This window comes from Pseudomonas plecoglossicida NBRC 103162 = DSM 15088 (assembly GCF_000730665.1).
In the GTDB taxonomy this organism is placed as follows: Bacteria; Pseudomonadota; Gammaproteobacteria; order Pseudomonadales; family Pseudomonadaceae; genus Aquipseudomonas; species Aquipseudomonas plecoglossicida.
Genome location: NZ_BBIV01000010.1, coordinates 50,413 through 62,934, shown reverse-complemented (window position 1 = coordinate 62,934; position 12,522 = coordinate 50,413). Strand labels below are relative to the sequence as shown.

10 protein-coding genes are annotated in these 12,522 nt (G+C 65.2%); 4 read left to right on the top strand and 6 right to left on the bottom strand.

All coding sequences use genetic code 11. The features are described 5' to 3' along the window. The first annotated feature begins 72 nt into the window (after nucleotides 1–72). The 4 genes from cobG to cobJ are packed head-to-tail and all read left to right on the top strand — an operon-like array spanning nucleotide 73 to nucleotide 4,439. Nucleotides 73–1,389 (top strand): precorrin-3B synthase, encoded by a 1,317-nt coding sequence (gene cobG / locus PPL01S_RS07495; RefSeq protein ID WP_016395187.1) that lies wholly within the window; start codon nucleotides 73–75, stop codon nucleotides 1,387–1,389. Then, nucleotides 1,382–2,008: a precorrin-8X methylmutase gene (locus PPL01S_RS07490; protein WP_016395186.1), complete on the top strand. Its 627-nt coding sequence runs from the start codon at nucleotides 1,382–1,384 to the stop codon at nucleotides 2,006–2,008. Before cobG ends, PPL01S_RS07490 begins: the two co-directional genes overlap by 8 nt. Then, nucleotides 2,005–2,739, top strand: coding sequence for a precorrin-2 C(20)-methyltransferase (locus PPL01S_RS07485; protein WP_028625500.1), 735 nt, complete (start codon nucleotides 2,005–2,007; stop codon nucleotides 2,737–2,739). Before PPL01S_RS07490 ends, PPL01S_RS07485 begins: the two co-directional genes overlap by 4 nt. A 2-nt stretch (nucleotides 2,740–2,741) precedes the next feature. After that, nucleotides 2,742–4,439, top strand: a complete 1,698-nt coding sequence (cobJ, locus tag PPL01S_RS07480; protein ID WP_016395184.1) for a precorrin-3B C(17)-methyltransferase — start codon at nucleotides 2,742–2,744, stop codon at nucleotides 4,437–4,439. Nucleotides 4,440–4,455: 16 nt separating this feature from the next. On the opposite strand, the gene PPL01S_RS07475 is transcribed toward cobJ, so the two are convergent. From PPL01S_RS07475 to dusB, 6 genes are all read right to left on the bottom strand, one after another. Continuing rightward, nucleotides 4,456–5,052 (bottom strand): MarC family protein, encoded by a 597-nt coding sequence (locus tag PPL01S_RS07475; RefSeq protein ID WP_016395183.1) that lies wholly within the window; start codon nucleotides 5,050–5,052, stop codon nucleotides 4,456–4,458. A gap of 48 nt (nucleotides 5,053–5,100) precedes the next feature. Beyond that, a complete protein-coding gene (locus PPL01S_RS07470; protein ID WP_016395182.1) occupies nucleotides 5,101–7,875 on the bottom strand; it encodes a hybrid sensor histidine kinase/response regulator in 2,775 nt (924 codons plus the stop codon). Nucleotides 7,876–8,010: 135 nt separating this feature from the next. Next, nucleotides 8,011–9,306, bottom strand: a complete 1,296-nt coding sequence (purD, locus tag PPL01S_RS07465) for a phosphoribosylamine--glycine ligase (RefSeq protein WP_016395181.1) — start codon at nucleotides 9,304–9,306, stop codon at nucleotides 8,011–8,013. A 99-nt stretch (nucleotides 9,307–9,405) separates the two neighbouring features. Then, entirely contained in the window at nucleotides 9,406–11,013 is a 1,608-nt protein-coding gene (gene purH, locus PPL01S_RS07460) for a bifunctional phosphoribosylaminoimidazolecarboxamide formyltransferase/IMP cyclohydrolase (protein ID WP_016395180.1), read from the bottom strand. An 81-nt stretch (nucleotides 11,014–11,094) separates the two neighbouring features. After that, nucleotides 11,095–11,415 carry a DNA-binding transcriptional regulator Fis gene (fis, locus tag PPL01S_RS07455; protein WP_008093076.1) on the bottom strand — a complete coding sequence of 107 codons (321 nt, stop codon included), beginning with the start codon at nucleotides 11,413–11,415 and terminating at the stop codon, nucleotides 11,095–11,097. Continuing rightward, nucleotides 11,412–12,425 (bottom strand): tRNA dihydrouridine synthase DusB, encoded by a 1,014-nt coding sequence (gene dusB, locus PPL01S_RS07450; RefSeq protein WP_016395179.1) that lies wholly within the window; start codon nucleotides 12,423–12,425, stop codon nucleotides 11,412–11,414. The genes fis and dusB overlap by 4 nt, the downstream gene beginning before the upstream one ends. Nucleotides 12,426–12,522: the final 97 nt, after the last annotated feature.

The window sequence follows — 12,522 nt, the reverse complement described above, 5'->3', positions numbered from 1 at the left end:
GCCGGACAAAGCAGGCATAATACCGCGCCTTCTACACTCAAGCGCATTTTCAGCGATTGCCGGACACCCCCTTTGAAGCAGGCCCATGCCCCCATCGTTTCGCCCCGTCCCTCGGCCTGCCCGGGGTTGTGGCGCATCGTCAGTGCCCGTGACGGCGGTATCTGCCGGATCAAGCTGCCCGGCGGCCTGCTGCTGGCCGACCAGGCCGACGCGGTGGCGGGCGCCGCCGAACGTCATGCTTGCGGTGTGATCGAGGTGACCAACCGCGGCAACCTGCAGATTCGCGGCATCGGCGATGATCATGCGGCGTTGATCGACGCCTTGCTGGCGGCAGGTCTCGGGCCGCGCGACGCTGCCAGCGACGATGTGCGCAATCTGATGCTCAGCCCTCTGGCCGGGCACGACCCGGCGATGGTGCTGGATGTGCGGCCGCTGGCCGGGCAGATCCTCGACCTGCTGCAGGACACGCCACGGTTTCACCAGCTGTCGGCCAAGTTCGCCGTGCAACTGGACGGCGGCGAAGGCCTGGCCATGCTCGAACACCCCCATGACCTGTGGCTTTGCGCGCTGCGCCTGGAGCAGCGTGACTGGCTGGCGTTCGGCCTCGCCGGTTGCCCGGCCGAGGGCCCGGTGCTGGGGGCGGTGCCGCTGGCGCAGGGGCCGGCGCTGGTGCAGGCGGTGCTTGGTCGCTTCCTCGACCTGGCCCGCCCGGAGCAGTCGCGCATGCGCCAGTTGCTTGCAGACTGCCCGGTCGAAACATTTGTCGCCGGCCTCGGCATGCCGCTGCGCCGTGCTGCGGCCGTGCTGCAGTGGCGACGCAAGGCCGTCGTCGGCCCATGGCTCGGCACGGTGCCACAGCACGACGGCATGGCGCTGGGTGTTGCGCCGCCGCTTGGCAGGCTCACACCCGACATGTTGCGGGGTGCCGCGCACATCGCTCGGAAGCACGGTGACGGCAGCCTGCGCCTGACGCCTTGGCAGAGTCTGATGCTGACCAACATCGATCCCGCAGCCATCGAGCAGGCCCAGCGAACGCTGTCTGCCCTTGGACTGCTGTGCGATGGCCATGAGCCCCTGGCGCGCGTCGTCGCCTGCACCGGTGCCAGCGGTTGCGCCAAGGCGCACGGCGAGACCAAGGCCGATGCGCTCACGCTTTCGGCGCTGTTGCCCGCTGGTGCGCCAGCCACCGTGCACCTGTCTGGCTGCTCCCGATCCTGCGCCGTGGCCCATGTCGCCCCGGCCACGCTGCTGGCCCGCTCCCCGGGCCGCTACGACCTTTACTTGCGTGACGCGCGCCAACCGGGCTTCGGTGCCCTGCGCGCCACCGACCTCACCTTGAACGAAGCAGGCGCCATGCTCGCCCTGCCGACGGAGCACCTTGATGATTGACTACATCCGCGATGGTCAGGAGATCTATCGCAATTCCTTCCGGATCATCCGTGAGGAAGCCCGGCTCGAGCGGATTCCCGCAGACCTCGAAAAACTCGCCGTACGCGTCATCCACGCCTGCGGCATGGTCGAAGCCATCGATGGCCTGCAGTTCTCCGAAGGTGCCGGTCGCGCCGGGCGCGAAGCCCTGGCCAACGGTGCGCCGATCCTCTGCGATGCGCACATGGTCGCCGAAGGCATCACCCGTGCGCGACTGCCGGCCAACAACGAGGTGATCTGCACCCTGCGCGACGCCAGCGTGCCAGGCCTGGCCAAGGACGCCGGCAACACCCGCTCCGCAGTGGCGCTGGAGCTGTGGCGGCCGCACCTGGAAGGCAGCGTGGTGGTGATCGGCAACGCGCCGACGGCCCTGTTCTACCTGCTGGAAATGCTCGATGCGGGCGCGCCGAAGCCTGCGCTGATCCTCGGTTTCCCGGTCGGCTTCGTCGGCGCTGCGGAGTCCAAGGCCATGCTCGCCGCCGACAGTCGTGGCGTGCCGTTCGTGATCATGCAAGGCCGCCTGGGCGGTAGCGCGATGGCCGCCGCCGCGGTCAACGCCCTGGCCACGGAGATGGAATGATGACGCCGCGCGGACGTCTGCTGGGCCTGGGCGTGGGCCCAGGCGACCCTGAACTGATCACCGTCAAGGCCTTGCGCTTGTTGCGCGACGCCCCTGTGGTCGCCTATTTCGTGGCCAAGGGCAAGCGCGGCAATGCCTTCGGTATCATCGAAGCGCACCTGCAAGCCGAGCAGACGCTGCTGCCGCTGGTGTACCCGGTGACCACCGAGGCCTTGCCGGCACCGTTGTCCTACGAGCAGGTCATCAGCGATTTCTACGATGAAGCCAGCGTGCAGGTGGCCGAACACCTGGATGCCGGCCGCGACGTGGCGGTGATCTGCGAGGGCGACCCGTTCTTCTACGGCTCCTACATGTACCTGCATGACCGCCTGGCACAGCGCTACGAGGCCGAGGTGATCCCGGGTGTCTGCTCGATGCTGGGCGGCGCCTCGGTGCTGGGTGCGCCCCTGGTCTACCGCAACCAGAGCCTCTCGGTGCTGTCAGGCGTGTTGCCTGCCGAGGAACTCAAGCGACGGCTTGCCGACGCGGACGCGGCAGTGATCATGAAGCTGGGGCGCAACTTCCCCAAGGTGCGCCAGGTGCTGGGCGAACTGGGCCTTGACGGGCGCGCGCTGTATGTCGAACGCGCGACCATGGCCAACCAGAAGATCGTCCCGCTGGACGCGGTCGATCCGCAGTCCTCGCCTTATTTCTCGCTGATCATCGTGCCGGGTGAAAAATGGCAGGGATGAGCATGCAGCAGGCCCCGGCGATCATCATCCTCGGCCCTGGCAGCCTGGCCACGGCGCAACGCATCCAGCAGCGCTATCCAGCGTCCTCGATCCATGGCCTGAGTGGCCGGGTGGAAGGTGCCGATGCGTATTACGAGGCGTTTGGCGACACCCTCAGGGCCTTGTACCAGCAGGGCTCGCCGATCATTGCCCTGTGCGCCGCAGGCATCGTCATTCGCAGCCTGGCGAGCCTGCTTGGCGAGAAGGGCGACGAGCCGCCGGTGCTGGCGGTTGCCGCGGACGGCAGCGCCGTGGTGCCGCTGCTCGGCGGGCTGAGTGGGGTCAATGTCATGGCCCGCGAGATTGGCGAAGCGCTGGGCGTGGCAGCGGCGATCACCACCAGTGGTGAACTGCGCTTTGGCACCTGCCTGCTGAACCCGCCTGCGGGCTATGCACTGGCGGATATCGAACAGGGCAAGCGCTTCGTTTCCGACTTGCTGGCAGGTGAAAGCGTTCGTATCGATGGCGATGCACCTTGGCTGCAGCAGGCGCAGTTGCCTGCCAGCGAATCGGCACAGCGCACCATCCACATCGGCTGCGATGCGCGCCCGGCGAGCCGTGACGAGTTGCTGATCCACCGCCGCTCGCTGGTGGTGGCGATTGCCGCTGCGGGGCCGGAGCTGCTCGAGCAGATTCGCAGCGCGCTGCGTGACGCCGGCCTGGCGGAACAGGCGCTGGCGTGCCTGCTGGCAGCCGACACCTTGATGGCCGAGCAGTCGTTGCATGAGACTGCCAGGGCGCTTGGGGTCGGTCTGCGCTTCGCTCCGGCGACAGACAACCTGGCCAACATGCTGGCCGAGCAGGTGCCTGGCGCCACACTGATCGAACAGGCGGGCATGGTCATTGCCATTGCCATTGCGCCGACACCTGTCGACACAGCCCGGGTCGGCCGCCGCCGCGGTCGCCTGGCGGTCATCGGGCTTGGCCCCGGTGCCGCCGAGCTGATGGTGCCCGCGGTCAAGGCGGAGCTGGCGCGTGCAGAAGATGTGCTGGGCTATGAGACCTACGTGCGCATGGCTGGTCCCTTCCGTGATGACCAGTGCTTGCATTGCACCGACAACCGGGAAGAGATGCAGCGCGCCCGCCACGCCTTCGAGCTGGCCGCCCAGGGCCGTTCGGTGGTGGTGGTGTCGTCGGGAGACCCGGGCGTGTTCGCCATGGCCGCGGCGGTGCTCGAAGCGCTGCACGCCTCCGACGACCCGGCCTGGCACCGTGTCGATCTGGAAATCCTGCCGGGGGTTTCCGCCTCGCTGGCAACCGCTGCCCAGGCGGGCGCGCCGCTGGGGCATGACTTCTGCGTGATGTCGCTGTCGGACAACCTCAAGCCCTGGTCGGTCATCGAGCAGCGTCTGGACCTGGCGGCGCAGGCCGACCTCGTGCTGGCGTTCTACAACCCGATTTCCCGGTCACGACCTTGGCAGCTGGGGCGTGCCATCGAGATTGTCCGGCAGCATCGCAGTGGCAGTACGCCGGTCGTGCTCGGTCGGGATATCGGCAGGCCCGGGCAGACCCTCAGGGTCGTGACGCTGGCCGAGCTGGTGCCGGAAATGGTCGACATGCGCACCATGGTCCTGCTGGGCTCCTCCACCACGTGCCAGTTCCCCAGGGCCGATGGCACGCAGTGGGTGTACACGCCGCGTTGGTATCCGACGGCCGGGTGAGCGCACGGGTGGGCGATCAGCTCACCAGGTAGCCCTTGATCCCGGTAAAGATGATCTGCGCCGCCAGGGCGCAGACGAACAGCCCCATCAGGCGGCTGACGATCTGCAGGCCCTGGTCGCCCAGAATCCGCTCTATGCCGTGCGAGAGATACAGCACCAGGCCGACGGTGAAGCTGGCCAGGGCGATACTGACGATGGCCAGCAGCTTGTCGTCCCAATGCGGTTGCCCGACCCCCATCACCAGCAACGCACCGATCGTGCCGGGGCCTACCGTAAGCGGAATGGTCAACGGCACGATGGTCACATCCTGCTGCACGTTGTCGGCCTGAACGGCCGGCTTGCCCTGGGCCATGCTCAGTGCCGAGATGAACAGCACGCTGCCGGCGCCGATGCGAAAGGCGTCGGCCGTGATGCCGAAAATGCCGAAGATCGCCCGACCGAACAGATAGAGCAGCACACTGGCGACCAGCGCCGCGAACGCCACTTTCCAGGCCAGCTGCTTGCGCTCCTTGCTGGAGTGGCCACGGGTCAGGCTGATGAAGCACGACAGCACGAAGAACGGGCTGTAGAGCACGAGCATCTTGAGGTAGACGCTGAACAACTCATGGAGCATGGGCGAGGTTCCTGGCTGGGCTGAAGCGGTGGCTCCAGCCACTATAGTTCAGGAGGTGTGCAGCGGATCATCCGCCTTTGCTTCTCGTTGTTGCGCCCAGTACTGGATCAGCTCGCGCAATTGCGACAGCTCCACAGGCTTGGCCATGTGTCCGTCCATGCCAGCCAGCCGTGCGCGCTCCTTGTGCTCGGCAAGGATATGCGCGGTCAGCGCCACGACCGGTGTACGACGGCGCTGGTTGGCGGCTTCCCAGTCGCGCAGTTGCTGGGTGGCGGAGAAACCGTCGAGGACCGGCATCTCGCAGTCCATCAGCACCAGGTCGTAGCGCTGCGCCTTCATCGCCTGCAGGGCCTCTTCACCATTGCTGGCAGTATCCGGCTCGAGGTTGAGTTTGCCGAGCATGCCGCGGATCACCTTGGTCGAGATGCTGTTGTCTTCGGCGACCAGCACGCGAAAATCGCCAGGCAGCTCCGGTGCCGAGGGGGAGCTCGACAGGTTCACCGGTACGGCCTGCTCACGACCGCGCTGGGCCAGTTCTTCGGCCAGGGTGGTCTTCAGGGTGTAGCCGGCCACCGGTTTGGCGAGGATGCGCTTGACCCCGGCATTGCGGGCGATGACCTTGTTCGGCGCATTGCTGATGCCGGTGAGCATCACCACCAGGATGTCGTGGTTCAGGCTCGGGTCTTCCTTGATCTTCGCCGCCAGCTGCATACCGGTCATGCCCGGCATGTTCTGGTCCAGCAGCACCGCATCGAAGTAGTCGCGCAGGTGTGCCTTGGTGCGCAGCAGGGCGAGCGCTTCCTTGCCCGAGGGCACCGCGCTGACGTTCATGCCCCAGGCGCTGCACTGTTGCACCAGTACCTTGCGGCAGGTGTCGTTGTCGTCCACCACCAGCACCCGGGCATCGCGCAGCGGGCCGTCGAGGTCGGCCGGGGGCTGCTCCAGGCGCGACGGGTCCAATGGCAGGGTCAGCCACAAGGTGTTGCCCATGCTGGTGCTGCTCTTGATGCCGAACTCGCCTTGCATCAGGCCGATCAATTGCTTGGCGATCACCAGCCCGAGGTGGCCGCCGAGCTTGTTGCTGGAAAGGAAGTGGTGGCTATGCAATTCGGCCTGCAGCAAGGCTTCGCGCTCGGCCGCAGGCAGCGGCTCGCCACTGTCCTGCACGGCGATACGCAGGCGGGGCAGCTCCCCGCGTTGATCCAGTGCGACCACCAGCAGGATCTCGCCGTGATCGGTGTTCTTCAGCGCATTTTCCAGCAGGCTCGACAGGGCCTGGCGCAGGCGCGTCGGGTCGCCGCTGACGACGCGCGGCACCTGCGGCTGGGTGAAGCTGATCAGCTCGATGTTCTGCTGCTCGGCCTTGGCTCGGAAGATGTTCAGGCAATCCTCGATCAGGGCGTTGAGGTCGAACTGCACGTCGTCCAGCTCGATCTGGCGTGATTCGAGCTTGGAAATGTCGAGGATTTCGTTGATCAATGTGAGCAGTTCATTGCCGGCACTGTGGATGGTCTGCACGTAGTCGCGCTGCTTGACCGACAGCGGCGTGCCGAGCAGCAGCTCGGTCATGCCCAGCACCCCGTTCATCGGAGTACGGATCTCGTGGCTGATCTTGGCCAGGAACTCCGCCTTGGCGTTGATTTCGGCATCGCTGGCCGCCAGTGCGCGGCTGGCGCTGAAACGCTCTTCGCTCATGCGCCGCAGGCGCTCGCTGACGGCCAGGTTGAGCAACAGGCCGCACGCCACCGTCAGGCCCATGAGAATGCACAGCAGCCATGGCGTCGAGGTGCGGGTCAGGCCGAGCAGGGCCGGTAGCAGCACCAGGCCGCCCAGGTTGAACACCAGCATGGCGATGCAGAACAGCCGAGCCGGCGCATAGCCCTTGTACCAGTGGTAGCTGCTGACCATCAGCATGGTCGTGCTGCCCACCGCCAGCAGGGCGTAGGTCATCAGGTTGAGCGGCAGGGTGTCGACGAACAGCAGGATCAGCCCGCTGACCGCGGTGACCAGCATTTCGCCTTGCAGCAGGCGGTTGAGCCGGGGCGAGTTGCAGGGCGAGAAGAAATGCTGGGTGAAATACAGGCCCGACAGGCCGGCCAGGACCAGGGTCAGGTAGGCCGCCGGGGTTTGCGCGCTGTGCCACAGGTGCCACCAGGGGCCGCTGAGGTTGAGCAGGATCAGGCCACTGAGCAGCATCAGGCCATGGTACAGGGCAAGAATCAGGGTGGTGCTGGAGCGGCTGTAGAGGAAGCGGATCAGGTTGTGCAGGATCAGCATCAGCAGACCGCCGAAGAGCATGCCGAACAGCAATGGCTGGCTGTGGTCGGAGGCGGCTACGGCCGCAGGTTCCAGGTTGATGGCCGGACGCAGCTGGTGTTCGGAGACCAGGCGCAGGTAGATGTCCAGGGTATGCGTGCTGTTGGGCAGGGGCAATATGTGGTCGCTGCCGCGCAGCGTCGGGCTGGCGTTGCCAGCCTGGCGACCATGGCGCAGCTGGCGCAGCAGCTTGTCGCCATCGAGGGCGTACAGGTCGAGCTGGGAAAGGTCGGGGGCGAAAATGCGCAGTAGCCGTTCCTGGTCATCCGGCTCCAGGCGGTAGTGCAGCCACAGGGCCTGTTCGGCAGGCGAAGCATCGAGCTCGCCGAGGGTGATCGGGCTGAACTGGTTGCGGTAGCGATCGGAGCGAACGTCGCTCAGTTGCAGGCTGGCCTGTTCATCAAGCAGAACGGCCCAGCCACCGCCTTGCTCGGCAGATGCCGGGAGCAGGCAGAGCAGGGTCAGCAAGCTGACGATCAGAGCTGTGGCAATCCGAAGCCGACGCACTACGAGATCCCTTCCTAGCTGATGTGCCGGATACTAACTATGCGCGGCGCGCCAAGTCGAAGGCAAGGCCCACCAGGGGCCTTGTCGACGAGCCGAATGCCGCACGCACGAGGCGCTGCGGCGATTCGGTCAAGGTTACTGCTGGTGTTCACCGCGCTCGCGGGCGATGGCCCGGTAGCCGATGTCGGTCCGGTAGAAGCTACCGTTCCAGGTCACTTCCTTGGCCAGGCGGTAGGCCTGCTGCTGGGCATCGGCAACGCTGGCGCCCATGGCGGTGGCGCAGAGCACGCGGCCGCCGTTGGTGACCACTTGGCCGTCCTTGAGCGAAGTACCGGCGTGGAACACCTTGCCTTCGATCCTGGCGGCTGCATCCAGGCCGCTGATCACCTCACCCTTGGCGTAGTCGCCCGGGTAGCCGCCGGCTGCCAGCACCACGCCCAGGCTCGGGCGCGGGTCCCACTGGGCTTCGACCTTGTCCAGGGCCTTGGCGAAGGCCGCTTCGATCAGCAGCACCAGGCTCGACTCCAGGCGCAGCATGACTGGCTGGGTTTCAGGGTCGCCGAAGCGGCAGTTGAACTCGATGACCTTGGGGTTGCCCGCCTTGTCGATCATCAGGCCGGCGTACAGGAAGCCGGTGTAGACGTTGCCTTCCTCGGCCATGCCGCGAACGGTCGGCCAGATCACCTGGTCCATCACGCGCTGGTGCACGTCCAGGGTGACCACTGGCGCAGGGGAGTAGGCGCCCATGCCGCCGGTGTTCGGGCCGGTGTCCTGGTCGCCGACGCGCTTGTGGTCCTGGCTGGTGGCCATTGGCAGCACGTTATGGCCGTCGACCATGACGATGAAGCTGGCTTCCTCGCCGTCGAGGAACTCTTCGATCACCACGCGCGAGCCGGCGTCACCGAAGGCGTTGCCGGCGAGCATGTCACGCACGGCGTCTTCGGCTTCCTGCAGGGTCATGGCGACGATCACGCCCTTGCCCGCGGCCAGGCCGTCGGCCTTGATCACGATCGGCGCGCCTTTTTCCTTCAGGTAGGCCAGGGCCGGTTCGATCTCGGTGAAATTCTGGTAGTCGGCGGTCGGGATCTTGTGGCGAGCCAGGAAATCCTTGGTGAAGGCCTTGGAGCCTTCCAGCTGGGCCGCGCCCTTGGTCGGGCCGAAGCAGTCCAGGCCGCGGCTGCGGAACAGGTCGACGACGCCGATGACCAGTGGCGCCTCGGGGCCGACGATGGTCAGGTCGACGTTCTTCTCGGCGAAGTCGGCCAGTTGCTCCAGGGCGGTGACGTCGATGGCGACGTTCTCGCACTTGGCTTCAATGGCGGTGCCGGCGTTGCCCGGGGCGACGAAGACTTTCTCGACGCGTGGGTCCTGGGCGACTTTCCAGGCCAGGGCGTGCTCACGGCCGCCGCTGCCGATGATCAAAACTTTCATGTCAAAACCTCGAATTCTTTCGGACGGGAGGCCAGGCCTCACACTGTACGAGGCCCCAACGCAGCAGATGCCTGCTTCAGTGCGGCCGATTGCCGTAAATCAGTGGCGGAAGTGGCGCATGCCAGTAAAGACCATCGCGATGCCGGCTTCGTCGGCAGCGGCGATGACTTCGGCGTCACGCATCGAACCACCTGGCTGGATCACGGCGCTGATACCCACTTTGGCGGCATTGTCGATGCCGTCGCGGAACGGGAAGAACGCATCCGAAGCCATGACCGCACCCTGCACCTGCAGGCCAGCATGCTCGGCCTTGATGGCAGCGATACGGGCGGAGTTGACGCGGCTCATCTGGCCGGCGCCGACGCCGATGGTCTGGCGCTGCTTGGCGTAGACGATAGCGTTGGACTTCACGAACTTGGCCACTTTCCAGGCAAATACCAGGTCGTGGATCTCTTGCTCGGTCGGTGCGCGTTTGGTGACGATCTTCAGGTCTTCGGCAGTGATCATGCCGTTGTCACGGCTCTGCACCAGCAGGCCGCCGTTGACGCGCTTGAAGTCCCAACCGGCAGCACGCTCGGCTGGCCATTCGCCACATTCCAGCAGGCGCACGTTCTGCTTGGCAGCGACCACGTCGCGGGCAGCCTGGGAGATTTTCGGGGCGATGATCACTTCGACGAACTGGCGGTCGACGATGGCCTTGGCGGTTTCGCCATCCAGCTCGCGGTTGAAGGCGATGATGCCGCCGAACGCCGACTCGGTGTCGGTGGCATAGGCCAGGTCATAGGCCTTGCGGATGCCGCCTTCGTCTTCAGGCACGACGGCCACGCCGCATGGGTTGGCGTGCTTGACGATGACGCAGGCCGGCTTGACGAAGCTCTTCACGCACTCCAGCGCAGCGTCGGTGTCGGCCACGTTGTTGAACGACAGCTCCTTGCCCTGCAGCTGGACGGCAGTGGAAATGCTCGCTTCGCCTTTCTTGGCTTCGACGTAGAACGCCGCGCTCTGGTGCGGGTTCTCGCCGTAGCGCATCTCCTGGGCCTTGACGAACTGGCTGTTGAAGGTGCGCGGGAACTCGCTGCGATCTTCGGTGCTCAGGGTGTCCTTGGCCTGGTCGATGGTGCCCATGTAGTTGGCGATCATGCCGTCGTAGGCGGCAGTGTGCTCGAACGCCTTGAGCATCAGGTCGAAGCGCTGGGCGTAGGTCAGGCCGCCGGCCTTGAGGCCTTCGAGGACGCTGGCGTAGTCGCTGGCATTGACCACGATGGCCACGTCCTTGTGGTTCTTGGCAGCCGAACGGACCATGGTCGGGCCGCCGATGTCGATGTTCTCGATAGCGGTCGGCAGGTCACAGCCTGGCTTGGAGATGGTGGCTTCGAAGGGGTACAGGTTGACGGCGACCAGGTCGATAGGCTTGATGCCGTGCTCGTTCATGATGGCATCGTCGACACCGCGACGGCCCAGGATGCCACCGTGGATCTTCGGGTGCAGGGTCTTGACCCGGCCATCCATCATTTCGGCGAAGCCAGTGTAGTCGGCCACTTCCACCGCGTTGACGCCGTTGTCCTTGAGCAGCTTGTAGGTGCCGCCGGTGGACAGGATCTCGACACCGAGCTGTTGCAGCTCACGAGCGAATTCGAGGATACCGGTCTTGTCGGAGACGCTGATCAGGGCGCGGCGGACTGGCAGGCGGGTAGTCTGGTCGGTCATTTCGGATTCCAATAACGCGGTGGAGTCAGCAAAAAAGGCGCCTCTGTTCAGGGAGTCGCCTTTTCTGATTGGGATTCTGGCTTACAACAAGTCGTACTGCTTGAGCTTCTTGCGCAGGGTACCTCGGTTGAGTCCGAGCATCTCGCTGGCCTTGGTCTGGTTGCCCTTGACGTAATTCATCACGCTTTCGAGCAGGGGCGCCTCGACTTCGGAGAGCACCAGGTTGTACACGTCAGTGACGGTAGCGCCTTCCAGGTGTGCGAAGTAGTTGTGCAGCGCCTTCTCGACGCTGTCGCGAAGGGTCTGGCCCTCTTCGCTCGGCGTATTGAGGTGCTGTTTGAGGTTGGCGTTGTCGCTCACGGGCGTTGTTCCACTCACTAATGTCTCGGTCATCATCGTCATGCGGCCACCCCTTGTTCGTCCTCTGTCTCAAGGCCCTGTCGACGTTCGCTGAAGTACTCGCGAACGTTGGCGCACTGCGCTTGTGTGTCTTCCAAAGCGTTGAACCGGGAGCGAAACTCCTTGCCGCCGGGTCGTGTTGCCAGGTACCAGCCAACGTGCTTGCGGGCGATACGAACGCCCATCACATCGCCATAGAAGGCGTGCAGCGCGGCCAGGTGCTCCAGCAGGATGCGTTCCACTTCGTCCAGCTTGGCGGCTGGCAGATGCTCGCCGGTCGCCAGGTAATGCGCGATCTCGCGAAAGATCCAGGGCCGCCCTTGGGCGGCCCGGCCGATCAGCAGACCGTCGACCCCGGTGGCGTCCAGCACCGCCCGGGCCTTTTCTGGCGAAGTGATATCGCCATTGGCAAAAACCGGGATGGACACCGCCTGCTTGATGGCAGCGATGGTGTCGTATTCGGCTTCGCCGGTGTACAGGTCGGCGCGTGTGCGGCCATGCACCGCCAGCGCCTGGATGCCCGACTGTTCGGCGATTTTCGCCACGTTCAGGCCGTTCTTGTTCGCCCGGTCCCAGCCGGTGCGAATCTTCAGGGTCACCGGGACGTCCACCGCGCCGACCACGGCGTGGAGGATCTCGCTGACCAGAGCTTCATCTCTCAATAAAGCAGAGCCTGCAGCTTTGTTGCAGACTTTTTTTGCCGGGCAACCCATGTTGATATCGATGATCTGGGCACCCGCTTCGACGTTGGCCCGGGCCGCCGCGGCCATCATCTGCGCGTCACCACCGGCGATCTGGACCGAGCGGGGCTCGGGATCGCCTTCGTGGATGCGGCGCAGGCTCGACTTTCGGCTGTTCCACAGGCCCATGTCGCTGCTGACCATCTCCGACACCACCATGCCTGCGCCCAGGCGCTGGCAAAGTGTACGGAAAGGCTGGTCCGTGACCCCGGCCATGGGCGCGAGGATCAGGTTGTTGCGTAGTGTGTATTGGCCGATGCGTACCGCCGACATAGGTGTTCCCTGTTGTGGGGCCGAATCATTGGAGTCGAAAAAGGGTTGGCATGATACCCGCTCTCGGTGACCGGATAAAGATGGATTTGGATAAAAT